17 protein-coding genes and 2 pseudogenes are annotated in these 22,879 nt (G+C 63.0%); 11 read left to right on the forward strand and 8 right to left on the reverse strand.

Features of this window, described 5'->3' with window-relative positions; translation table 11 throughout:
• Window positions 1–13 precede the first annotated feature (13 nt).
• Together AC07O3_RS26005 and AC07O3_RS26010 are read left to right on the forward strand one after the other, a co-directional pair.
• Window positions 14–346 (forward strand): helix-turn-helix domain-containing protein, encoded by a 333-nt coding sequence (locus tag AC07O3_RS26005; RefSeq protein WP_093179073.1) that lies wholly within the window; start codon window positions 14–16, stop codon window positions 344–346.
• Entirely contained in the window at window positions 343–732 is a 390-nt protein-coding gene (locus tag AC07O3_RS26010; RefSeq protein WP_093179075.1) for a hypothetical protein, read from the forward strand. Before AC07O3_RS26005 ends, AC07O3_RS26010 begins: the two co-directional genes overlap by 4 nt.
• A gap of 352 nt (window positions 733–1,084) precedes the next feature.
• Here AC07O3_RS26010 and panD read toward each other — a convergent pair whose 3' ends face one another.
• The 4 genes from panD to AC07O3_RS26030 all read right to left on the reverse strand — a co-directional run bounded on the left by panD (window position 1,085) and on the right by AC07O3_RS26030 (window position 6,085).
• Entirely contained in the window at window positions 1,085–1,486 is a 402-nt protein-coding gene (panD, locus tag AC07O3_RS26015) for an aspartate 1-decarboxylase (protein ID WP_093179076.1), read from the reverse strand.
• Between the two features lie 393 nt (window positions 1,487–1,879).
• Window positions 1,880–2,569 (reverse strand): H-NS histone family protein, encoded by a 690-nt coding sequence (locus AC07O3_RS26020; protein ID WP_256330991.1) that lies wholly within the window; start codon window positions 2,567–2,569, stop codon window positions 1,880–1,882.
• 66 nt (window positions 2,570–2,635) lie between these two features.
• Window positions 2,636–2,857, reverse strand: coding sequence for a hypothetical protein (locus tag AC07O3_RS26025; protein WP_093179079.1), 222 nt, complete (start codon window positions 2,855–2,857; stop codon window positions 2,636–2,638).
• A 246-nt stretch (window positions 2,858–3,103) separates the two neighbouring features.
• Window positions 3,104–6,085: an autotransporter family protein gene (locus AC07O3_RS26030; protein WP_495340686.1), complete on the reverse strand. Its 2,982-nt coding sequence runs from the start codon at window positions 6,083–6,085 to the stop codon at window positions 3,104–3,106.
• 785 nt (window positions 6,086–6,870) lie between these two features.
• Here AC07O3_RS26030 and AC07O3_RS26035 point away from each other — a divergent pair.
• The 5 genes from AC07O3_RS26035 (at window position 6,871) to AC07O3_RS26055 (ending at window position 12,731) form a co-directional block, all read left to right on the forward strand.
• Window positions 6,871–7,839, forward strand: coding sequence for an AraC family transcriptional regulator (locus tag AC07O3_RS26035; RefSeq protein WP_093179164.1), 969 nt, complete (start codon window positions 6,871–6,873; stop codon window positions 7,837–7,839).
• Window positions 7,840–7,991: 152 nt separating this feature from the next.
• Window positions 7,992–8,984, forward strand: coding sequence for an aldo/keto reductase (locus AC07O3_RS26040; RefSeq protein ID WP_093179083.1), 993 nt, complete (start codon window positions 7,992–7,994; stop codon window positions 8,982–8,984).
• 39 nt (window positions 8,985–9,023) lie between these two features.
• Complete coding sequence (locus AC07O3_RS26045; RefSeq protein WP_093179085.1) at window positions 9,024–9,632, forward strand: NAD(P)H-binding protein; 609 nt, start codon at window positions 9,024–9,026, stop codon at window positions 9,630–9,632.
• Window positions 9,633–9,681: 49 nt separating this feature from the next.
• Window positions 9,682–11,061: an MFS transporter gene (locus AC07O3_RS26050; RefSeq protein ID WP_495340687.1), complete on the forward strand. Its 1,380-nt coding sequence runs from the start codon at window positions 9,682–9,684 to the stop codon at window positions 11,059–11,061.
• Between the two features lie 107 nt (window positions 11,062–11,168).
• Window positions 11,169–12,731, forward strand: coding sequence for a cation:proton antiporter (locus AC07O3_RS26055; protein ID WP_093179165.1), 1,563 nt, complete (start codon window positions 11,169–11,171; stop codon window positions 12,729–12,731).
• Window positions 12,732–12,808: 77 nt separating this feature from the next.
• Here the strand turns inward: AC07O3_RS26055 and AC07O3_RS26060 are convergent, their stop codons facing one another.
• On the reverse strand, window positions 12,809–13,222 hold the full coding sequence (locus AC07O3_RS26060) for a cyclic nucleotide-binding domain-containing protein (protein ID WP_495340688.1): 414 nt from the start codon (window positions 13,220–13,222) through the stop codon (window positions 12,809–12,811).
• Between the two features lie 322 nt (window positions 13,223–13,544).
• Between AC07O3_RS26060 and AC07O3_RS26065 the strand changes: the two are divergent.
• A pseudogene (locus tag AC07O3_RS26065) lies at window positions 13,545–13,865 on the forward strand (tannase/feruloyl esterase family alpha/beta hydrolase); the annotation flags it as partial.
• 15 nt (window positions 13,866–13,880) lie between these two features.
• Here the strand turns inward: AC07O3_RS26065 and AC07O3_RS26070 are convergent.
• Window positions 13,881–14,393 (reverse strand): annotated as a pseudogene (locus tag AC07O3_RS26070) (SDR family oxidoreductase); the annotation flags it as partial.
• Window positions 14,394–14,914: 521 nt separating this feature from the next.
• Between AC07O3_RS26070 and AC07O3_RS26075 the strand changes: the two are divergent.
• From AC07O3_RS26075 to AC07O3_RS26085, 3 genes are read left to right on the forward strand one after another with little or no spacing between them, the layout of a single operon-like run.
• Window positions 14,915–18,127 (forward strand): efflux RND transporter permease subunit, encoded by a 3,213-nt coding sequence (locus tag AC07O3_RS26075; RefSeq protein ID WP_495340752.1) that lies wholly within the window; start codon window positions 14,915–14,917, stop codon window positions 18,125–18,127.
• Window positions 18,102–19,274, forward strand: coding sequence for an efflux RND transporter periplasmic adaptor subunit (locus AC07O3_RS26080; protein ID WP_495340689.1), 1,173 nt, complete (start codon window positions 18,102–18,104; stop codon window positions 19,272–19,274). Before AC07O3_RS26075 ends, AC07O3_RS26080 begins: the two co-directional genes overlap by 26 nt.
• Complete coding sequence (locus tag AC07O3_RS26085) at window positions 19,271–20,692, forward strand: efflux transporter outer membrane subunit (protein WP_093179091.1); 1,422 nt, start codon at window positions 19,271–19,273, stop codon at window positions 20,690–20,692. The genes AC07O3_RS26080 and AC07O3_RS26085 overlap by 4 nt, the downstream gene beginning before the upstream one ends.
• Window positions 20,693–20,775: 83 nt before the next feature.
• On the opposite strand, the gene AC07O3_RS26090 is transcribed toward AC07O3_RS26085, so the two are convergent.
• Window positions 20,776–21,846 (reverse strand): SMP-30/gluconolactonase/LRE family protein, encoded by a 1,071-nt coding sequence (locus AC07O3_RS26090; protein ID WP_256330992.1) that lies wholly within the window; start codon window positions 21,844–21,846, stop codon window positions 20,776–20,778.
• Window positions 21,847–21,883: 37 nt separating this feature from the next.
• Window positions 21,884–22,852: a Bug family tripartite tricarboxylate transporter substrate binding protein gene (locus AC07O3_RS26095; RefSeq protein WP_177142454.1), complete on the reverse strand. Its 969-nt coding sequence runs from the start codon at window positions 22,850–22,852 to the stop codon at window positions 21,884–21,886.
• Window positions 22,853–22,879 lie beyond the last annotated feature (27 nt).

Genomic DNA, 22,879 nt, shown 5'->3' on the forward strand with positions numbered 1-22,879 from the left:
GAAAGGAGTCCAGATGAGAGAACTGACCAAATCGGAACGCGAACTGCTCGATGAGCCGGAAGTGCGCAAGGCATATGACGATGCGGCAGTCCATCTGTCGTTCGGGGCGGCGCTCAGGCAGATGCGTCTCGAAGCAGGAATGACACAGGTCGAACTTCATGCCGCCACCGGCGTGGATCAGGCTGACATCAGCCGATCCGAGCGTGAGGCAGTGCCGAGTCTGGCAATGCTGCAGAAGGTTGCCGAGGCCACGGGATTCGATGTCGTGGTCGAACTGCGCAAGCGCGGCGCCCCTGACGAGACGTACATCATTGCGGAGTTCGACCACACGGCCGAGCCGAGATGAACTGGACGTCGTTGGAGGTTTGGTCCGATATCGTGGGCTTCGCAAGTGCAATCTTGCTGCTGATACCCGCCTGGCATTCGGACTGGATTTCCGGGCTCGTCGATGATCTCGAGCACGCGGGCCAGGCCGACAAGAATGCGAGGGCAATCGCCAACGACATCGCGAAGGACGCCGCTCGCTGGCGGCGCATCGATCGCCGCTTGTTGCAGCTCGCGGTGCTCCTGCTGCTCGCCTCCTTTACGCTCAAATTGCTTCACCACCAGCTGCAAAACCGAGTACCGCAAACGACCAGTAAAGCTGCCGCCGCGGGGTGTCCGTGTCCTGGCGATGGTGTACGTTCACGCGCTCTGGGGCGGCATTGCTCGCGCGGCCAAGTCATCGCGTGAATGCATTCGATTGCGGCCCTTCCTTGATCCACTTTCCCACCGAGCGCGCCGACACGCTCCCGCGCACAGATGCGCAGGGCGCGATGGCGGCGCGCTCTGCGCGCGATACGAACGGGTCAAGCGACAGCGGAATACGGCCCACCCACATGCGGAAGTGCGCAGAAAAGCCGATCCCAACTCGACCGGTCTCTCGCGGCATTCCACCTCGCCAAGACCGGTGGTGAACCACATTCAAAGCGGCCCGCAATCATGCCTACCATCCACAGGATGGGCGTGCGGAAAGAGAAGAGGGCGGTGAGCAGGCGTTGACCGAATTTGCTCGGTTGCACGGGCCCTGCGCAATGCGCCCGCGCTACGCTATTGCGATCTTGCCGGAAGCCGCCTGCACTGGAATGTGAGCACGCTCTTGCTTGATGCGGTTGGCGCCATTCACGAACACAAGTTTGGGCTTGTAGCCGGCCACCTGGTCCTCCGGCACCAGGCCGAAGGCCGCGATGATGAGCAGGTCACCTACCGACGCTCGGCGTGCGGCCGATCCGTTGACCGAGATGATGCCGGTGCCCCGCTCGCCGCGGATCGCGTAGGTGACAAAACGCTCGCCGTTGTTGATGTTCCAGATGTGGACCTGCTCGTTCTCGGCCAGGTTAGCTGCATCGAGCAGGTCTTCGTCGATGGCGCAGGAGCCTTCGTAGTGCAGTTCGCAGTCGGTGACGGCAACGCGGTGGATCTTGGATTTAAGCAGGGTGCGGAACATGGGAGCGAACTCTTTCTCTCAGCGCAAGGGGAATCGGTCGGGTTTCCATCGATGAACAGCGTCAGGATGACGGGCGCCGTACGCGCGACGAGCGAAGGATAGACGAGTCGCCGATGGCGCCTTCGCCCCGCAAGCTTCGACCCCCTAGGCCGCGAGCATTACGAAAGACGGGGCTGGGGTTCCTCCACCGTACCGTCTTGAGCACTGTGGCCGCAGTTTCCTGACGGTGCAGCTCTGGGTGACGGTATCGATCAAGGCACCGCGTCGTCGGCTGAGCGACCGGCTGATCGCTCGTCTCGGACAGTGCCAGGCTGCATAAGTCCCGAAGACCTTGTCAGCCTCCCTGGCCGAGGCTCTGTGCAATGGTCATATCCCGGACCGATCCGAGGCGGCTCAGACCGCAAGTTCAGCAGGCGTCTTCCCGCTTTCCAGCGCCGCCTTGAACCAAGCCGGACGCGGTCCGCGCCCGCCCCAAACATTGCCATTGCCGTCCCTGTATTTGGGAATGGAGGCCGTGGAGCGGGTCTTGGCCTTGGAGATCTTTGCGCGGCCCCCGGGACCGGCTGCCTTGGTGCTCGCGTTGTGCCCGGCAACGCCCAGGTCCTCCGCTGTGAAGCCGTAGACCGCGATTGCCTCCTTGATGCGCGCGAGCACGCCGGCAGCTTCTTTCTTGCGCAGCGACTCGGCTTGTGCCTGCAATTGTGCAATCTGCTGCTGAACCTGAAGATAAGTCTTTGCCATTGTTGAATTGCCCCGGAAGAAGAGAAAGAAATCGGGATTGTGAGCCAATGCAGAGTTGCGCCTGTCCGAGACTCGCAGGTTCTCAACCGTAAGCAGATTGATCGACACTTCTGGCGTACTCGATGAGCCGCGTGAAAGGCTTTGTGGCAGAGCTACAGCGCAATAGAACGAGCGTGCGCCGACCACGATGTGCGATGTACAGGGGCAGAAGAAAAAGCTGGTCAGGTTGACGCCGGACCCCCGCAGTGCAGGGATTGCTGAGCACGGCAAGGAAAGCCGAAATCGCAGAGCCAGTGCTTTTTCGGAAATGAAGCCGCCACGCTTTTTTCTCTGTCCTGTCACGCGCAAATGTTCCGAAAGCCGGCGACTCGAGGGCCGACAGCCAGGATTCGGCCTGAGCCCATCTCATCACTCAACGCCTCTGAAGTGCTTGTAGATCGCGTGTCCAATGAGGCCGACGCCGATCAGAACCGCCGGGAGCCCGCCTGTCCAGGACTCATAGGAAGTTGGGAGGAGCATCTTGAATACGTCGTCGACCCAGCAGGTCGTGCGGCACATGCGTTGCCCAGTCCCTATCAGAGTCAATCCGATGAGAACCCCGGCGATGCCGATTCCGAGCTCGACCTTCAATTTCACTCCTTGGCGAATGGTGTGCCGTAAGCACCGAATCCTGCAATCGCTGTCCCTGTATGTGTCCACCAATCCTGGTAGATCTGACTTTGGATCAAAGCTGTGCAGGTTAAAGACAGGACCGGGCATTGTCTGGGTTCATCGGCAAGGCGGATGAAGCCGCCGCGGGCTGCCTGAAGTCGAGCGGTGAGGCCGAATAACGCTCACGGATTTCGGGAGCGCTATCAAAACGACGGCCTCGTAGTCTCACCACTTAACCCGAATGCCCAGCGAGCCGTTGATCGAGCTCTTGACCTTGGCGTCGCCGCCCGAGGCCCACAGCTTGCCGACTTCGCCGTAAAGGCTGGTCGTCTGGCCCAGGGCCAGCGTGAATCCGCCCGCCAGTTCGGTGCTCGTGCCGCCGGTCGGCGCGGAGATGTCGGTCGTGGTCGCCCCGTTCACGAAGCGCGCGATGTCCGCGCCGCTCGATGTCCTGTAGACGTTGAAGCGGCCGTACGGCTGAAGCGTGCCGATGCCCGTGTCGATCTGGCCCTTGACCCGCACGCCCGCACGGGCGATCCAGCCGCTGTCGGCCTGCGGCTGAGCGATGGCGCCAGCGATGGCGGAGTTGTTCAGGTCCATGTGCTGGTGGATTAGCTGCAGCTGCGGCTCTACGCTCCAGCCGCTGCCGCCCAACGCAAAGGCCTGCCCTACTTCGATGGAGCCCAGCAGGCTGTTGCCCTTGCCGCCCACGCCCGGGCTCACCAAGGGCTCGACCGTGTAGCGATGGCGGCCCGACTGCACCACCGCATCGGCGTAGAAGCCGCTGTCGCTGGTGTAGGTGCCGTACACGCCCACGTACTGGCTGCGCAGGTCATTGCGGCCCACGGCCAGGTTCTGGATGCCACTGGCGAAGCCTCTCACGCTGGCATCGCCGTCGAGCTGGCCGACGTAGATGCCTGCGCGCCAGTTCGGCATCGCCAGCAGGTCAGTGCCAGCCTGGAAGCCGGTGAGGCGGCCTTTGCTGGATGGCGATACCGCCCCGCCCTGCCGGATGTCGATGTCGGTGGAGAGCATGCGGGCCCAGGCGCGGCGATCGGAGCCGGCCGATGCTGCGCCGTCCACCCTGATGTCATCGTCGCCGATGCGCTGGTGCAGGTTGCCGATCATGATCAGATTCATCTGACGCAGTTGGCTGGGCAGAGCGGACAGCAGCGGGACTTCAGCGCGATAGGCGGGCACCTGTACGGCGCTTGTGCCTGTACTGCCCGTTGATCCGCCCGTGCCAGTTGGTGCCGTCACGGTGGTGGTCGATCGCAGATACCAGTTCTCGCCGGCACCGCTGGCGTCGGCGGCATACAAGCGGTACTCGTAGGCGCCCGCGTCGATGTGGCCGCCAGTTAGCGCGAAGGCGTTCCTGGTGGTCTGGGCCGTGGTGGTCGCGCCATTGAGCGCCGAGATCACTTCGATGCCGTTGCCCGTCGTCAGTGCGCCCAGTCCGCCAGCGTTGTTGATCTGCAGGTTGGTACTGCCGCTGACCGTGCCGCCATTGATGACGATCCGATCGGTTTGCGAGCCGGAATCTCCGAGCGACGTATTGAGCCGCACCGTGCCGCCCTGGCCGACCCAGTTGCCGTTGACGGTCAGGGTCTTGGGGACGAAGGCCGTGCCGGGGGCCTGGAAGTCGATGCGCCCGGCAAGCGTCAGGCCACTCAGCACGGAATCGCCGGTCATCGTCCACCGACTGGTGCCGTCGATGGCCAGGGTCACCGGATCGATGGCGCCGGTCAGGCTCGAGCTGTTCAGCAAGCTCATGCTGACGGCGCTGCCAGCGTCCGTCACGATGTCCCCGCTCAGCGTACTGCGATTGGCAGTCAGCGCAAACGTGCTGCCGTTCGAGACATTCAGCAGCTTGCTGCCCGAGACCGCGGAGGCCGTGCTGTTGGTCAGCGCAAGCGAGGAACTGCCGGTGGCCGCGTTGACCTGGACCAGATCGCCCGAGGTATTGCGGATGGCAAAGCCATCGAAGTTCGCTTTCTGATCTGCGCCGGCCAGAAAGCCAATGGCGACGCCAGCGGATGTGACCGTGCCGCCGCCCGTGGCCGCGATGGTGGAATTGCTGCCGGCCAGCAGCGCGCCGTAGCCGGTCGCGTGGGTGGCGTTGATCCGAAGGGGACCGGTCGACGTGATCGCGCCACCCAGGTCAGCCAACAGACCGGCTGCGTAGGACTCCAGATTGCCGCTCGGGAAGTTTGCTTGCGTGGCGCCGCCCACGTTGATGAGCATCGTGCCCGCCAGGCTCACCTGAGAGCCGGGATCTCTCGATGAGATGCCTTGTCCATTGACCCCGGTCACGTTGATCGTCGTGTTCGACGATGCATTCGCAGTCGCAACACCGCCAGTGACCGCCCGGATCCCGGATCCGTTGATGCTGCTGATGTTGAAGGTGGCCTGCCCGTTGTAGGTGATGCGGCCCGCTGTGGTGACTTTGAGCGCGGAAGCCTGTACGCCGCTGGTCGTGAGATCCAGCGCGCCATTCAATGTGACCGTGGCCGAATCGGCCGCCGCAACGGCATCTGATCTGTTGTCCCCCGCGGTATGGATGGTCACAGCGCCATTGGCGATCACGGCCGAACCGGTGAGGGCGCGGATCCCTGGGGCAAATGCGGTGCCGCTGCGCATCGTGATGTCGACGGGGCCATTCAGAGTAACGAGGGTGCCAGTGCCTTCCGTCAACACGCCATGGTTGCCCGACCCGTTGGGCAAATCGATCGACAGCTGCCCGTCGACGGTGATCGCGCCGCCATTCAATGCATGGAGCCCGCGGTTTCCAGTGCTCGTGCCAGTCCGGGTGATCGTGGCATCACCTTGCAGATTGATCTGCGAGCCCGCATCGGAGGCGTACGCGCCCGCCACGCCGGTCAGAGAAAGGGGCATCGTCACGGCGGCGGTGGCGTTGATCACGCCGCCCGTCAACGAAGTCAGGGCCCCTCTGCCCCCGGTCACGCCGGTGCCGGTGTAGCTGCCTGCAGCGGCGCAAGTCGACCCCGCGTTGGCCTGTAATCGCGCGCCTGCAGCGGCGGGGCAAGCCGCCAAGGCGGCCTCCGATGCGAGGCCGGCGGCGATGGCCAGGAGGACGCTGTGCCCATAGAGGCCGTAGGTTGCAACCGGGCCGATACTGCGCGTCGCACAGGGGGTCGAATCGCCGTGTGGCTTTGCTGTTCGCTGTGCGGAGTGGCGAGATTTCATCGAGTGTTCCTTCGGAAACCCCTGGCCGACTGGTCTGCGGCATGGGCTGAGTTTGTTAACTCGCCATGAGCGCGCGATTCGGCCAATCTACGCTTCCCCAAAGTCCTGCGGGGACGACCGTCTGTTGCTGCGAGCATTCAGCAGCAAGTATTAGTTAACTTTTGTTAACTTAGTAGCGCAATAGTTCTCGTATTTGGGGATTTTTGGTCTGTGCGTTCGAACCGCTCGTTGAGGAGCAGTCCCGCGATCGGGCACTCGACTCGCTTGAGCTGCCGCGACGGCTGTGGCTGCCTTTTCGAAAGGTGACCGAACATGCGACCAGTCTCTAGCAGGGTCTCGATGGTGCAGGCGTGTTCGATGGAGGTGTTGCGATTCACATGAAAAATCATGCGTCTGCGTGACTCCTTCGACCTATTTCGATCTGAGAATCACAGGCATGTTCTGTCCATCGGTTGGTGAAGTGCGCCGAGGACCTTCGCGTTGATGGAGCAAGCCGTTTTTCAGCAGGAAGGCATCGCGACGGCCATCCAGCGCGGCCGTGCAGCTCGAACGGCTGGCGCACGAGGTGCCGCGCTTGCATCGCGACGTCGGCGGCGCACCCCGAGCCCCTGACGGACGGGCCACGGTTGAGGCGATTGGCAGTCGGATGGACGGACCTGGCCATCCGACTGCCGACCGCCGCGCAACATGTCTTCCTTGTGGAATCGCCTCCAATCTTTGCACGATCCTGCACAAGTCATCGTCAAATCGCGACAGATCACCTGGATGGACCTAAGCTAACAATGATGCTCACGCCCACCTCGCACACCTCGAAGAACAACAGCCTGTCGGCTGAGGCGGTGCGCGTGACCGTGATGAGGGCAGAGCTCGCTGCGTGCATCGACCGACTTGCCGACGGCGAGGGGGCATTTACGACTGCGATCCCGCGTCTGATTGTCGGAAAAGTGTCGCGCATCCTGCATCCCGTGCATACGGTGTATGAGCCCGCCTTGTGCGTGATTGCTCAAGGCAGCAAACGGGTCTTGCTGGGCGATGAGGTCTACGTGTATGACCCGAGCCAGTACCTCGTTTTTGCGCAGAACCTTCCGGTTGCAGGTCAGGTCGTCGATGCTTCGCCGGAGTCCCCCCACCTGGCGATGCGGCTGAATCTCGACGTGAAGGAGATCACCGCGCTGGCGCTTGAATTCGGCTTCGCCGACAGGCCAGCGGAGCGTAGGGCCGAGCGCGGCATCTACACCGGGGAGCTCACGACGACGCTGCTCGAGCCGCTGCTGCGCCTCCTGGCTCTTCTAGAGATCCCGGAAGACGTGCCTGCACTGGCACCCCTTGTGATCCGCGAGATCGTGTACCGGTTGCTGAAGTCTCCGGACGGCTGGCGCTTGGCGCAACTGGCTGTGGTCGAAAGTCACAGCCAGCGTGTCACGCAGGTCATCGAATTGCTGCGCAAGCGGTACACGGAAACGCTACGCATGGAGGAGCTCGCGCGCCAGGTGCACTGGAGCGTGTCGGCCCTGCATCACCACTTCAAAGCCATCACGGCGATGAGCCCTTTGCAATACCAGAAGCAACTGCGCCTGCAGGAGGCGCGCCGCATGATGCTCGGTGAGAGCATCGATGCTGCGGCAGCAGGGCATCGTGTCGGATACGACAGCCAGTCGCAGTTCACCAGGGAGTACAGCCGCTTTTTTGGAGCTCCCCCGGCGCGTGACATCAAGCGATTGCGCGAGCAGCAGGCACGCGGCATGAGCGGCTAGCGAAAACGCCTGAACGTCTGCTGTCCGTGTACTGCAGGCGCCGTCTTTACACCGAGTCGAACCCCTAATGCCCTCTCGGCCACCAGAGGAAAGGCTCGTCCTTACGCCGAGGCGTGCACGCAAGGCGGACTTTTTGCAATGGAGCATTGATCATGGAAAAACGCAAACTTGGCAAGAACGGCTTGGAGGTCTCGGCGCTCGGCTACGGCTGCATGGGCATGAGCTTCGGCTACGGCCCGACGTCCTTGAGCCGAGCCGACCAGGTTGCCGTTATCCGCGCGGCGCACGATCGGGGTGTCACCCTTTTCGATACAGCCGAAGCCTATGGGCCCTACACCAACGAGGACCTTGTCGGTGAGGCGATCGCACCGTTTCGCAAGGACATTGTCTTGGCGACCAAGTTCGGCTTCGACATCCAGAACAACGAGATTGTCGGATTGAACAGTCGGCCGGAACAGATCCGCAAGGTTGCTGAAAACTCACTCAAGCGCTTGCGTACCGATGTCATCGATCTTTTCTACCAGCATCGCGTCGATCCGAGCGTGCCGATCGAGGATGTCGCCGGTGCGGTGAAGGACCTCGTGGCCGATGGCAAGGTCAGGCACTTCGGCTTGTCCGAGGCAGGGCCGGCAACGCTGCGCCGCGCGCACGCGGTGCAGCCGGTCAGTGTGCTGCAGACCGAATATTCATTGTGGAGCCGCGATCCCGAGACCAATGGTGTGCTGCAGGCCGTTGAGGAGTTGGGCATCGGCTTCGTGCCCTGGAGCCCTCTGGGTCAAGGCTATCTGACCGGAAAACTGGCAGACGACACCCAATTCGATCCGGCCGATCTGCGAAGCACTTTCCCGCGCTTCACACCGGATGGGCTTGCATCCAATCGCACTTTCCTGGCGCTGGTGACCAAGGTGGCCGACCGCAAACACGCCACCCTGGCGCAGATTGCGTTGGCATGGCTTCTAGCGAAGAAGCCATGGATTGTTCCCATCCCAGGTACGCGCAGCATCGCGCGCCTTGAAGAGAACCTGGCAGCCGCGGCGCTCCGATTGACAGCTGAAGACGTGCGCGAACTCGACGACGCGTTGGTCAAGGCACCTGTGAAGCAACCGCGCCTGTCCGAGGCGCACATGAGCTTCATCGATCGCTGATCAACGACGACAGCGCACACAGCTGAAAGGTGCCAGCCAATGACTAGGGTTCTGATTCTGGGCGCCAACGGGCAGATTGCCCGCGTGGCGACCGACCTCTTCCTTGCGCGAACTGATGTCCAGCTCACGCTCTTCGCTCGGCAGATCAGACGACTGCAACAGTTTTCAGGCAACCCGCGCGTACAGGTCGTCGGAGGCGATGTGCTCGACCTTAAAGGTCTCGAGGTCGTGATGCCAGGCCACGATGTCGTTTACGCCAATCTTGCCGGCCCGTTGGAGCAACTCGCCAGGGCGATCGTGAAGACCATGGTCAAGGCCCGCATCAAGCGACTTATCTTCATCAGCTCGATGGGAATCTACGACGAGGTGCCTGGTGAGCGGTACGGCAGTATTCTCGATCCCTATCGCAAAGCAGCGGCCGTCATCGAAGCCTCCGACTTGGACTACACGGTCCTGCGTCCTGCCTGGTTGAGCGATCGCGACGAGATCGCATACGGAACCACTCAAAAGGGTGAGCCCTTTCAGGCCGCTGGTGAATCAGTATCTCGCAAAAGCGTCGCCGACCTGGTGGCGCTGCTGGCCATTACTCCCAGCTTGGAAATTCGCCAGAGCCTGGGTGTTCACAGGGACGGGACTCATGTGCGCTGAGCAGGATCGAGAAGCCTCCTCTCATCGAGGCATCCTGGTAGCGATCGTCTTGGCCAGCTATTCGATGATCGTGATAGACAACTCGATCGTCATCACCGGCCTGCCGTCTATCCGGGACGGACTGGGGTTCTCGGCGACAGGGCTGTCGTGGGTGCAAAACGCCTACGCGTTGGCCTTCGGCGGGCTCATGCTGCTGGGCGCGCGCGCTGGCGATCTGTTGGGCCGCCGCTATGTATTGGTTGCTGGGCTTGCCATTTTCACGGTCGCATCGTTGGCCATCGGACTTGCGGGTACGCCGGCCTGGTTGATCGGTGCGCGCGCTGTCCAGGGAGTCGGCGCAGCGATTCTCGCGCCCTCGACGCTCGCCTTGCTCTCGACGAGTTTCTCCGAGGGACCTGAGCGCAACCGCGTGCTGGGGTGGTATGGCGCGGTCGGAGGGATTACCGCAAGCGTCGGTCTGGTCGTCGGAGGTGTCGTGGCCGATCTGATCTCCTGGCGAGCCGGCTTTTTCATCAACGTTCCTATCGGAATGCTGCTCATCTGGGGAACGATGCGCTACATCGTCGAAACGCCCCGGCGAGCCGGCCGCTTCGATGTGGCGGGCGCGGTGCTCTCGACGCTGGGCGTCGTCGCGGTGGTCTATGGCTTGATTCATGCCGCTGAGGAAAGCTGGCTACATCGGGGAACGGCCCTGCCACTGTGCACCGGTGTTGTGCTGCTTGCACTGTTTCTCAAGATCGAGAGTCGCGCCGCACAACCCATCCTGCCGCTGCGCCTGTTGGCAAGTCGGGAGCGCTCCGGCGCCAATGCTGCTCGAGTATTGTTTATCGGTGCAGCGATGGGCTTCTTCTTCTATGTCACGCAGTACCTGCAAGGGGTCCTAGGCATGCGCGCCATCTGGGCCGGCATCGCCTTCTTCCCATCAATGCTTGTCAACTTCTTGGGCGCGTTGGCGGCGCCACGGCTGGCCAGGCGCTTCGGCAACAACGCGGTGCTGGCTGTCGTCATGACGATTTCGCTCACAGGCATGGTCTGGCTCGGTCAGATACACGCCGGCTCACCGTTTCTTCTCGGGGTGGCATTGCCTATGATGCTGGTCGGCGCCGGGATGGGCGCTTCAATGGCCCTACTGACCATTTCAGGGGTTACCGGAGTTGCGCCCGAAGACGCCGGCTCTGCCTCGGGGCTCGTTGGGGTGGCGCACCAACTCGGAGGCGCGTTGGGTCTTGCGGTGCTGGTCGTGGTGTTTGCGACGGTGAGCGTTCCCCCTGATGCTGCGACGAATGTCGAGCTTGCTCACCGAATAGGCATGGCGATCTCTGCCGGCGCTGTTCTGCTGGCAATCGCGCTGCTTCTTGTGCTTGTGTTCGTGGTTCGAAGATCGGCCCTTGTTGAGGCGGGCAAAGGCTCGGCTGCTCGGCTCAAATGAAGGGGAAGGGGAGGGCCTCGAGACGACAACTTTGAACATCAAGGGCGATCGCGAGGAGGCTGTGTGGCTCGCGCTGTGCACCTTGCATTCCTTTGGCGAGGGAGATCATGGAAATTTTTGAGTGGATCATCCTGCTGCTGCTTGCGGCTGCGGCCTTTGCCGAATTGGCCCGAAGGATCGGGGTACCGTATCCCACGCTGCTGGCCGTTGGCGGTGTGTGCCTCGCGTTCTTGCCCGCCGGCCCCAGGTGGACGCTTGATCCGCAACTGGCCCTGGCCCTATTCGTCGCGCCAGTGCTGCTCGACGCGGCTTACGACACGTCGCTTCGAGACCTTCGCGCGAACTGGCGCCCCGTTACCAGCCTCGTCATTGCGGCCGTGGGCACCACGGTGATCGGTGTTGCCATTGTGTGCCGTTGGCTCGTACCCGACATGCCTTGGGCGGTCGCGGTGGCGCTCGGCGCGATCGTAGCGCCGCCGGATGCGGCAGCGGCGACAGCCGTCATGCGGCAGGTCGGATTGCCTCACAGGGTGCTAAGTATCCTTGAGGGTGAGAGTCTTTTGAATGACGCCAGCGCCCTGTTCGTCTACCGCCTGGCGTTGATGACGATGATCGTAGGGCCTCTGGGTTTCAACGACTATCTGCCTGTATTTCTTCTCACCGTTTTCGGCAGCATTGCCGCTGGAATCGGGCTGGCCTTTGTGCTGAAGCCGGTGATGAGCGCACCAAAGCATGTTCCCACGTCACTCATTCTTCAGTTCTCCTGCACTTTCGGCGTCTGGATACTGGCCGAGAAGGTCGGTCTGTCGGGCATTCTGACGATGGTGGCCTTTGCGATGACCATGGCCCGTGGCGGTGGTCCCAGCATACCCGCCCGTATGCGCGTGCCGATATTCGCAGTCTGGGAGACCGTCGTATTCGTCTTGAACGCTCTGGCGTTCGTTCTGATCGGCATGCAGTTGCGCCCCATCTGGGAGCGCCTGAGCGATGGAGCGGCTCGCGTCGATGCTGTCTTTGTTGCCACCGTGGTGCTTGGAGTCGTCATCGCGACCCGCTTCCTGTGGGTGATGGGCTACAGCGCGCTGGTGATGTATCAAGGTAGGAAGCTCGAGCATTCGCAACGGCCGAAGAGATCATTGGGCGGTGGTCTCGTTGTCTCCTGGGCCGGTATGCGCGGCATCGTCACCCTCGCAGCTGCATTCGCGGTCCCAGAGACGCTGCCCAATGGGTCTCCATTTCCATACCGTGACCTCATCCTCCTATGCGCGTTTGCCGTCGTTTTCGGAACACTTGTGCTCCAGGGGCTGACGATGAAGCCCCTCATCCGCCTGTTGAAACTGAAAGACGACGAAGACCCGGTCTCCGCAGAGATTCGAAGCGGTCGCACAGTGATCTATCAGGCGCTTCTTGAGTCGATCAAGGATGACGATTCTTTGCACGCGCTGTTGCTGAAGAAAGAGTATCAAGCGGCCGTCGAACTCAACGGAGATGATTCGGTGCCGCTAGGCGAAGTTCCAGGCGGCCCGCTGAGGCGACATGCCATTGCGGCCGCACGCCGGAAAGCCATCGAACTGCTCAATCAAGAGATCATCGGGGACCAGGCGTTCAGGACGTTGGTGCAAGAACTCGACTTGGCTGAACTCTCCGCCGGTGGCAGCGGACCGGTATAGGTCTGCTTCAAAGCTCAAATGGCCGATGCGCTGCGACATCTCGACACGTGGAAACGCCGGTTCGCGGACGTCGGCTGTCATGCTGCCAGCCTAACCTTCTCTTTCTTGGTAGTTCCGAAGACCCACCAGGTGCTGGTATCGAGCAGCCATCGGAACGCGGCTCTCGGAATGTGAACCACGCGTGTGGGACGCATGGTGACAGCGCGAAGTTCAGTCTTGATGACTGACCCCTCGCCAAGCCAGCCTCCGGTCGGCACCCCCGTGAACATGACAACCTTGCCGCTGCGGAACGCATTGGTGATCTTGAGCAGTCCGTCGGCCACGCCAATCCAAGAATGAACGGGGTCCCCAGCACGAACTACGAAGTCGTTCCTCTGATGAATCGAGTCGCACGCATCGCAAGCAATTCGCTCGCGAACCGACTCCGCAAGCATTCGCGTTCCCGGCATCTCGTCGAGCAATGCCCTCAGCGTCTTATCTGCTTTTCTCATGCCTCAAGTTGGCATTCAATGGGCTGAAAAAATAGGGACTCGCTTCAAACAGCGCTCGGGTTTGTGCCGCCTCACATTGTCTCGTTGCGTAAAAACTGCCAAGCGAAGCCGGCGAAGAATACGCGGCGGAGAGAGTCGCAGTCAAACAGGGGGCAAGTGCATGCGCAATAAAAAGACGTTTGTGTACCGAGCAACCGGCTTCACGATGGTCCTGCTTTCACTCACCGGATGCGGTGGTGGCAGCAACGGCGGTGGCGGGTTCATTCCAGTGCCCGTTGCACAGCCGGCTGGCGCTGCGCCGCCGGCGCCCGCACCGTCAGTGATGGCACAACAAGCTTGCGAAACCCTTCGGGGCAAGACTGTCGGCGGAGCCACCGTAGTGAGTGCGTCGGTGGTGCCGGCCAGCAGCGAGGTTCCTGTCTATTGCAAGGTCAGTGCACGCATTGATTCCAAGCTCAATTTCGAGTTAAGCCTCCCGGATGCTTGGAACAACAAGCCGCAATACGTCGGCGGCGGAGGCTGCAACGGATCGGTCGTCCCGTTGGTCACGGGAGACCTGTCGAGTCTGCTTGCCATCAAGGGCGGCTATGCCGTTGTCGCGAGCGACTCCGGACATCAGGCCTTCGTTCTCGATGCCTCGTGGGCACTGAACGACCCGACTGCCGCGCCTGGAGATTTGGTAGGCGTTGAGGGATTCGGTTACCTGATCAGGCCGAAGCATCGGCAGGGCGAGCAGATCATCGGCTGGTGTGGTGGCGAGCGCCTTGTCCTTTTCGGGCGTCAGCGCCGGCAAGCGGTGCCCGGACAATCGAGGCGATAACGATGCCGGAACCGCCACGCGCAATAGCGTTACCGAATTCCTCCGGCACGAGCGCGGTTCCGTACAGATCCACAAAGAGGATGATTGCAGGCGATGCCTGGCTGGGCGACACACCCGCAGCATGAATGACGCTGGAAACTTCGCCTATCGTCGCGGCGGCTTTCACGAGGGCATGGACCGACTCACGCGAGGACACGTCCACCGTCGCGGTCGCGACCTCGAACCCGGCTTCACTCAGGACCTTTGCGTCGGCGTTCGGCTGCCGCTGATCGTCAGCAGAACGTGTTTTCGTGCACTCACTCGCCGCGCGATGGCCTGACCGATCGATCCGGCGCCAATTACATCGGTCACGCTTGTCGTGCTTCATTCCTTCATCTGAACGTTTGCCGACCAGATGCATCACGCGCCCGACGAGAGCGCCAGCGCCTCCATGTATCAACGCCTTCAGCCCTCGGGCATCGTTGGATCTCGGCGCGGTTTATTGACGTGTCACGAGTACAGAATTTAAGGTTTATCGCAAGATGTGAATAGAGCACGAAGGCTTTCGCCAAAAAAACGGTGATTGCGAATCTTCGTCCAGAGGACGTCCCAGTCAAGTCGGTCTGTTTTTCAGGGTCCTTATTTGCATGGATGGAGCGCGCGGCAAATGCCTCGGGGGTGAGTGGCAAATGAGGCTTGTTAATCAAACAAGACGAAGGGGCCTAGTTTCATTCGCCTCTTCGACCTAGAGTCCCGCGGTCGCAGTGCTTCGGCACATCTTCCCAATCCGGCGCTTCGCCGATCCTGACACGCGCTTCCGCCTGGAAACGCGCTCAAGACATGCCCATTCGATCGCTCTTTCTGATGCCCTGTTCCGTCGGAGTTCTGTCATGCTGATGAGCGTCGTCCGTGTCGCACTACGGCGGCCATATACCTTCGCGGTGATGGCGCTGCTGCTGCTGATCGTCGGTCCGCTGGTCGCGCGGCGCACGGCCACCGACATTTTTCCGGAGATCCGCATACCGGTGATCGCCGTTGCCTGGCAATACACGGGGCTGCCGCCCGACCAGATGGCGGGCCGCGTCTCCACGGTGTTCCAGCGCATCCTGACCACGGCGGTCAACGATGTCGAACATCTTGAGGCGGGTACTTATCCCGGGGTCAGCGTCGTCAAGATCTTCTTCCAGCCCGGCGTCGACATCGCAACCGCCAATGCGCAGGTAACGGCGGCTTCGCAGGTGGCACTGCGTCAGATGCCGGCCGGCATGACGCCGCCGGTCATCCTGAACTACAACGCTGCGACGGTGCCGATCCTTCAACTCGCGTTGTCGGGGCAAGGCTTGTCGGAACAGGCCCTGTTCGATCTCGGCATGAACACGGTGCGTACGCCGATCGTCACGGTGCCGGGTGCCGCCAGCCCGTTGCCGTACGGTGGCAAGCAGCGCCAGGTGCAGATCGACCTCGACCCCGCGGCACTGCAGGCGCGCGGCCTGTCCGCACAGGACGTGGCCGCTGCGCTCGCCGCGCAGAATGTGCTGACCCCCATCGGCACGCAGAAGCTGGGCAGCATGGAGTACACGCTTCAGCTCAACAGCGCCCCGTCGGCTATCGATGCGATCGGTCGCTTGCCCGTCAAAGTGGTGGGTGGCAGCACGATCTACCTGGGCGATGTGGCGAACGTGCGCGACGGCAATGCACCCCAGACCAACATCGTCCATGTGGACGGTGGCCGCTCTGTGCTGATGACGGTGCTGAAGAACGGATCGGCCTCTACGCTGGCTATCGTCGATGGCGTGCGGCAGAAGCTGGCCGAGATGCAGGCTTCGTTGCCCGAGACGCTGAAGGTGCTGCCCATCAATGACCAGTCGGTGTTCGTGCGCGCCGCCATCACGGGCGTGGCGCTCGAAGGCGCTATTGCCGCGGTTCTGACCAGCCTGATGATCCTGTTGTTCCTTGGCAGTTGGCGTCCGACGGTGATCATCGCAGTGTCGATCCCGTTGTCGATTCTGGGTGCCATCATCGCGCTGGCGCTCACGGGGCAGACCCTCAATCTCATGACGCTCGGCGGTCTGGCGCTGGCGATCGGTATCCTGGTGGACGATGCCACAGTGACCATCGAAAACATCAATTCGCATCTGGAGCAGGGCAAGGATGTCGAGACCGCGATCCTCGACGGTGCGCAGCAGATCGTCGGCCCCGCCTTCGTGTCGCTCCTCTGCATTTGCATCGTGCTGGTGCCAATGTTCTTCCTTGACGGCATTTCGCGCTTCTTGTTCGTGCCGATGGCTTCGGCCGTGATGTTCGCGATGGCCTGTTCGTTCATCCTTTCACGCACACTGGTGCCGACGATGGCAAAGTACCTGCTGCGCCGCCATGCGAGTGGGAAGGGCGACGAGGATGAGTCTTCGTCGCTGCCATCACGAAATCCATTGGTGCACTTCCAGCGCAGCTTCGAGGTACGTTTCGAACGCGTGCGCACGGGCTACCGCAACGTGCTGCAACGCGCACTCGACCGTCGCAAGGTCTTCCTGCTTGGCTTTGGCGCGGCGGTAGTGCTGTCCTTCGCTTTGCTGCCCTTTGTCGGAAGCAACTTCTTCCCCGCCGTCGATTCTGGCCAGATCCTCATGCATGCACGGGTGCCTGTCGGCACGCGGATCGAGGAGACGGCAGCCCGGTTCGCGGGCATCGAGCAGGCGATACGCCGGGTCATTCCGGCCGAGGAGATCGAGACACTGGTCGACAACATCGGACTGCCGCCAAGCAACATCAACCTGACCTACAACAACACGGGTGTCTCGGGTTCGCACGACGGCGACTTCCAGATCGCGTTGCGCAAGGGTCACCGGCCGACGGCCGACTACATGCGTCGTCTGCGCGAGACGCTGCCGCGCGAGTTTCCAGATACCGGTTTCTGGTTTCCGCCGGCCGACATCGTGAGCCAGATCCTGAACTTCGGCGCACCGGCGCCTATCGATCTGCAGATCCGCGGGCGAGACATCGATGCGAATTTCACCTATGCCCAGCAACTGCTCAAGCGCATCCGCGGCGTGCCCGGTGTGGTCGACGCGCGCATCCAGCAGTCGAACAAGGCACCGGTCTTCAATGTGGACATCGATCGCACGCAGGCGCAGCAACTCGGCTTGACGACGCGGGACGTGACCAGCAGCCTTGTGGTCAATCTGGCCGGCAGCAGCCAGGTCGCACCCACTTATTGGTTGAATCCAGCCAACGGCGTGAGTTACCCCATCGTGATGCAGACCCCGCAGCAAGAGCTCGATTCGCTCGCGGCACTGGAAAATCTTCCTATTGGCAACGGTGCCACCACGAGCACCGCGACGCTCGGCAGCATCGCGCGTCTGGAGCGCAGTGCGGGCAGCGTGATGGTCAGTCAATACGACGTGCAGCCCATGGTGCAGATCCACGCCGCCACGCAAGACCGTGATCTTGGTGCCGTGGCTGCCGACATCCGACGCGTCTTGGCGGATGCCGTCACCGACCTGCCCAAGGGCTCCACCATCCACCTGCTCGGGCAGGTTCGCACGATGGACAGCGCTTTCACAAGCCTGTTTTACGGCCTGCTTGGGGCAATCGCACTGATCTACTTCCTGATCGTCGTGAACTTCCAGTCCTGGCGCGACCCGGCGGTGATCGTGTCGGCGCTGCCCGCTGCGCTGGCAGGCATCGTCTGGATGCTGTTCGCCACGGGCACGACGCTTTCCGTGCCGGCCCTGACGGGCGCCATCATGTGCATGGGAGTGGCTACGGCCAACAGCGTGCTGGTGGTCAGCTTTGCCCGCGAGCGGCTGACCGAACTGGGTGATGCGACTGTGGCCGCCCTGGAAGCTGGCGTGGCTCGCTTCCGTCCTGTGATCATGACAGCGCTGGCCATGGTCATCGGCATGCTGCCCATGGCCCTGGGTATGGGCGAAGGCGGCGAGCAGAACGCGCCCCTGGGCCGCGCGGTGATCGGCGGACTGATCACCGCGACCATCGCCACGCTGGTCTTCGTGCCCGTGGTTTTCAGCATGGCGCACGCGCGCGACGCCCGCCGCGCAGCCCAGCCACCCGTTTCTTCCAGCCTTGCAGATTCTTCCCATGCGTACTAAAAAAGACTCCTCTCCCTGGCGGCGGTACGCCGTGGCCGCAACTGTCGTGGCGATCGCCGTGGCCGTGCTCGCGGGCGGCTTGCTGAGCCGGCGCTCGCAGGCCGAGCAACTGCGTGACGATGTCGTGGCGCGCGCCGTGCCCACGGTCAAGCTGATTTCGCCTTCGGTCCTAGACGGCAACATGCTCGAGCTGCCCGGCCGACTGGAAGCCTGGTCACAGGCGCCAATCCATGCCCGCGTCAGCGGGTACCTGCGGCGCTGGACAGCCGACATCGGTGGTTTCGTCAAGAGCGGTCAGCTGCTGGCCGAGATCGATACGCCCGAACTCGACGAGCAGCTCGTGCAGGCCCGGGCAGAGCTGGCTACTGCGCGCAGCAATGCGGGGTTGGCTGAGAGTACCGCCCGACGCTGGCAATCGCTGCTGGCCTCGGACTCGGTCTCGCGTCAGGAAGCGGACGAGAAGGCCGCGGATCTGAGCGCCAAGCAATCGGTGGTCAACGCATTGCAGGCCAATGTCGAGCGCGTGCAAGCGTTGAAGAAGTACGCCCGCGTCGTCGCACCGTTCGATGGCGTCGTGACGGCGCGCAACACGGATGTCGGGGCGTTGATTGGTGCAGGGGGGGCCGCTGGCAACGAGCTCTTCGTGGTGTCGGATGTTCGGCGCCTGCGTGTGTACGTGAATGTGCCGCAGCGCCAGGTGGCGGCCATTCGCCAAGGCAGCCGGGCGCAACTGGCAGTCCCCGAGAGGCCTACGCGCTTGTTCAGTGCCACTGTGGAGTCCACGGCGCGCGCGATCCAGGCGGGATCGGGCGCGATGCTGGTGCAACTGTCAGTCGACAATTCCGCGGGAGAGCTGCTGCCGGGCGGTTTTGCCACTGTCCGCTTCGATGTGCCGGCGGGCGCTGGCGGCATGGGCCTGCCGCCGAGTGCGTTGATGTTCGGCAAGGATGGCGTTCGTGTCGCAACCGTGGACGGCGAGGGCCTTGTGCGCCTCAAGACAGTGAATGTGGTCCGTGACCTGGGCAGCGTCATTGAGTTGGCAGACGGCATTGAGCGCGGTGATCGTCTCGTCGAGAGCCCGCCGGACGGGTTGGCGAATGGCGACAGGGTGCGCATCGTGAGCACCCAGGCTGAGGCCGTGCGATGAAGTTCGGCCTGCTTGCCGTTGCTTCGCTGCTGTGCGCCGGTTGCGCGCAGGTCGCGCCCATGTCGCCGCCCGAAGCGAGCGTTGCGCCGGCGTTCAAAGAGGCACGCGGCCCTGGCCCTGGGTTGGCTGCGGCCGACATCGGCAACCAGCCGCTGATCGAGACTTGGTGGACCGCTTTCCGGGACCCGGAGCTTGACGGGCTGCAACAGCAGTTGATCGACAACAGCCCCGATCTGGCCAGCGCGCTGGCGCGCTACCAGCAAGCGCGTGCAGCCACGAATGTCTTGCGCGCGGCCCAATCGCCATCGCTGGGCGTTGGGCTGGACGTGGAGCGCAACCGCCAGTCTGAGCGCCGGCCCCTGCGCGTGCCTGGTGCGAACTCGCCGGATCACTACAACAGTGCGATGCTCGGCCTGGATCTCCAATACGACCTGGACCTTTGGGGTCGAGTGCGCCAACAGGTGGAGGCCGGCGTCGCGCAGGAGCAGGCTGCGGCGGCCGACCTTGCCGCCGCGCGACTGGTGCTGCAAACCCAACTGGCCGATACCTTTTTTGCGCTGCGCGGCCTGGACCGCGAGGCAGCGTTGCTGCGAGAGAGCAGTGCCAACTACGCGCGCGCTGCCGAGCTGATCGGCAATCGCCACCGCGACGGCATCGCTTCGGGCCTGGATCTGGCGCGCTCGCAGGCACTGCTGGACAGCACCCGCTCACAGGCGCATCAGTTGCAGGCGCAACGCGCGGTGCTGGAGCACGCGGTGGCGGCGCTCGTCGGCGCGAATGCATCGACCTTTGTGCTGGCGCCCTCGCTCGCCACGACGCCCCTGCCGGCGATGCCCATCGGGCTACCTTCCATGCTGTTGCAGCGTCGTGCCGACATCGCGGCGGCGCGGCGTCGCGTGACCGCGGCGAATGCCAGTGTTGGCGTGACCCGCGCGGCCTTCTTCCCGTCGCTGACCCTCGGCTTGGCTGGTGGCTTCCAGAGCGGCACCTTGAGTCGTTTTGTCGAGGCGCCCAACATTTTCTGGGCCATCGGTCCCGACCTGGCCGCGACCGTGTTCGATGGTGGGCGTCGCAAGGCAGAGCAAGCAAGGGCCGAGGCTGTACTTGACGAGGCGGGGCAACGCTATCGTGCGGTGGTGCTCGGCGCTTTCCAGCAGGTCGAAGACCAGCTCGCATTGCTGGCCGAATACAGCGAGGCCGCGGCCGCCGAGGAGCGAGCCGTGGCGGCCTCCCGGCGCGCAGTGGAGCTGGCGACTCACCGCTACAAGGAAGGGGCGGCGAGCTATCTCGAGGTTGTCACCGCGCAGACCGCGCATCTGCAGGCACGCCGCTCAGCGCTCGATATCGAGACCAGGCAGCGCCGCGCTACTGCACAACTGGCGCGCGCCCTGGGCGGGGGCTGGTCCGAGACGCTCTGATCCGATATCGAACCACATTGCAAAGGCCGCGCCGGCTTTCAGCGCCATCGCCCCTGTGCTGCGCGCGCGACTCGTGATGGTTCCTAGCGGTGCGAAAATAGCAGTGTGCCCTTGGCGAATCCCTGCGCCTTGAAAATCATGGAGCCGCGATCGCCGAGTTCGTCGCGCGCGACGATGACCATGTCGCGCGTACCGGGCAGGAAGGCCATGCTCGTGACCTTCAGGAAGTGATTGTTCTCGCGCCCAGGCAGCAGGATCTGGCCGATCGGCACGCCATTGGGATTGAAGACAAGCAGCCGCGCCTGGTGGTAGATGGACACGTAGACGTTGCCGTCGGCATCGGTGCGCATCGAGTCGGGCGCGCGGCCGACGAACTGGTAGGGGATGGTCGAGCCGAAGCGTGCGATGCCGCCTTGTGCGTCCAGGTCCACGCGGTGAAGTCGCCCGGCGCTGAACTCGGTGGCCCACAGCACCTTGCCGTCGGGGCTCAGCGCCACGCCATTGGCCATGGCCATGTTGGGCAGTAGCGGCGTGATCGTTCTGCCGTCGGGCGAGACATAGTGCACGCCGCCACTCGGACGGGTCGAAGAGCCCTTGAAGTCGGTGAAGTAGATGCCGCCCTTCTGGTCGAAGACCAGGTCGTCCGGCAGGTAGCCGGCGCCGTCCGGCACGATGGTCTGCGGGTTGCTGCCGTCCGGGGCGAGCGCGATGATCCGGCCCGCCGCAAAGTTGCCCAGTCCGCCTACGAAGATCCGCCCGTCCTGGTGGATGGCGATGCCGGCCGGGTGCAGCGTCTTGTCGGTGAAGATGGTCGTGAGCTTCAGGTCCGGCGTCAGCCGCAGTACACGGCCTTCGTACACGTCGACGAAGAAGAGATTGCCAGCGCGGTCGAAGGAGGGCGCTTCCATCGCGAACGGCTTGTCGGACACCTTGAAGTATGGCTCGGCCATTGCTGTCGGCAGATGGCGCTCGGATGGGGGAATCGGCGCAAGCCCGCGCGTTTCGCTGGTGTAGTCCAGTGTGTGGCCGGTGCTGGCGGCGCCCATCGGATGGCCAGCGCAGGCCGTCAGGAGTGCAGCGCAGGCTCCCAGTGCAAGAACACCTGGCAGGCGTTGGCGTGCAGGGCGGTGCGACTGCGTCGAAACATGTGTCATCTGTCTTGTCTCTTGTTTGTGTTTGTTGTGTACGGATCTACTGCGGCTCGAGCCCGGCCTGCTTGACCCAGCGTTCCCATGAGGCGATCTGTTCCTTGTTGAACGTTGTCAGCCCTTCCGGCGTGGAGGAGCGCGCGATCATCCCCATGCGGCGGAAGAACGCTTGGCCCTCCGCGCTGTCGATGGCTTTCACGAACGCGCCGTTGAGCGTGTCGATGATCGATCGGGGCGTTCCGCGCGGCACGTAGTAGCCCAGGAAGGACACATAGTCGTAGTTCGGCACGCCGGCCTCCACCATCGTCGGCAGTTCGCCCATCGTCGGCAGACGCACGGACGAGGTGACGGCCAGCGCCCGGACCTTGCCCTGTTTGATGAACGGGTCGGCCACCATCGGGTCGGTGAACATGAAGTCGAGCCGGCCCGCCACCAGTTCCAGAATGGCCTGCGATGCGCCGTTGAACGAGATGTCCTGCGCCTCCATGCCCGCGCCGGACTTGAGCAACTGCGCCGCAACGCGCCCGCCCGAATTGCCGATGCCGTAGTTCATCTGCCCCGGCTTGGCCTTGGCCCGGGCCACGAGGTCGGCGACCGATTTGATCGGCAGGTCGGCGCGCACGACCAGCACCAGCGGGTTGATGGTCACCAGCGTCACCGGTTCGAAGTCCTTCAATGGGTCATACGCGAGGTTCTTCACCAGGTACAGGTTTGCTGCCATCGTGGTGTTGCCGCCCAGAAAGATGGTATGGCCATCCGGCGCGGCGCGGCGTACGAACTCGGCGCCGATGGTGCCCGCCGCGCTGGCTTTGCTGACAACGACGAGCGGTTGCCCGAGAGCCTTGGTCACCTCCGTGCCAAGGAAACGGGTGATCGCATCCGAGGCCGAGCCCGGCGTGCTGGTGATGATCACCTGAATGGGTTTGGAGGGGAATCGGTCGCCCTGTGCGACGACCAGTTGCGAAGTCGCCAGCAGGGCGGCCGTCAGGAATGGTCGGAATGTCTTGATCATGATGTCACCTGTCGTGCTGGATGTCGT

The organism is Variovorax sp. GW821-FHT09D05 (assembly GCF_059416325.1).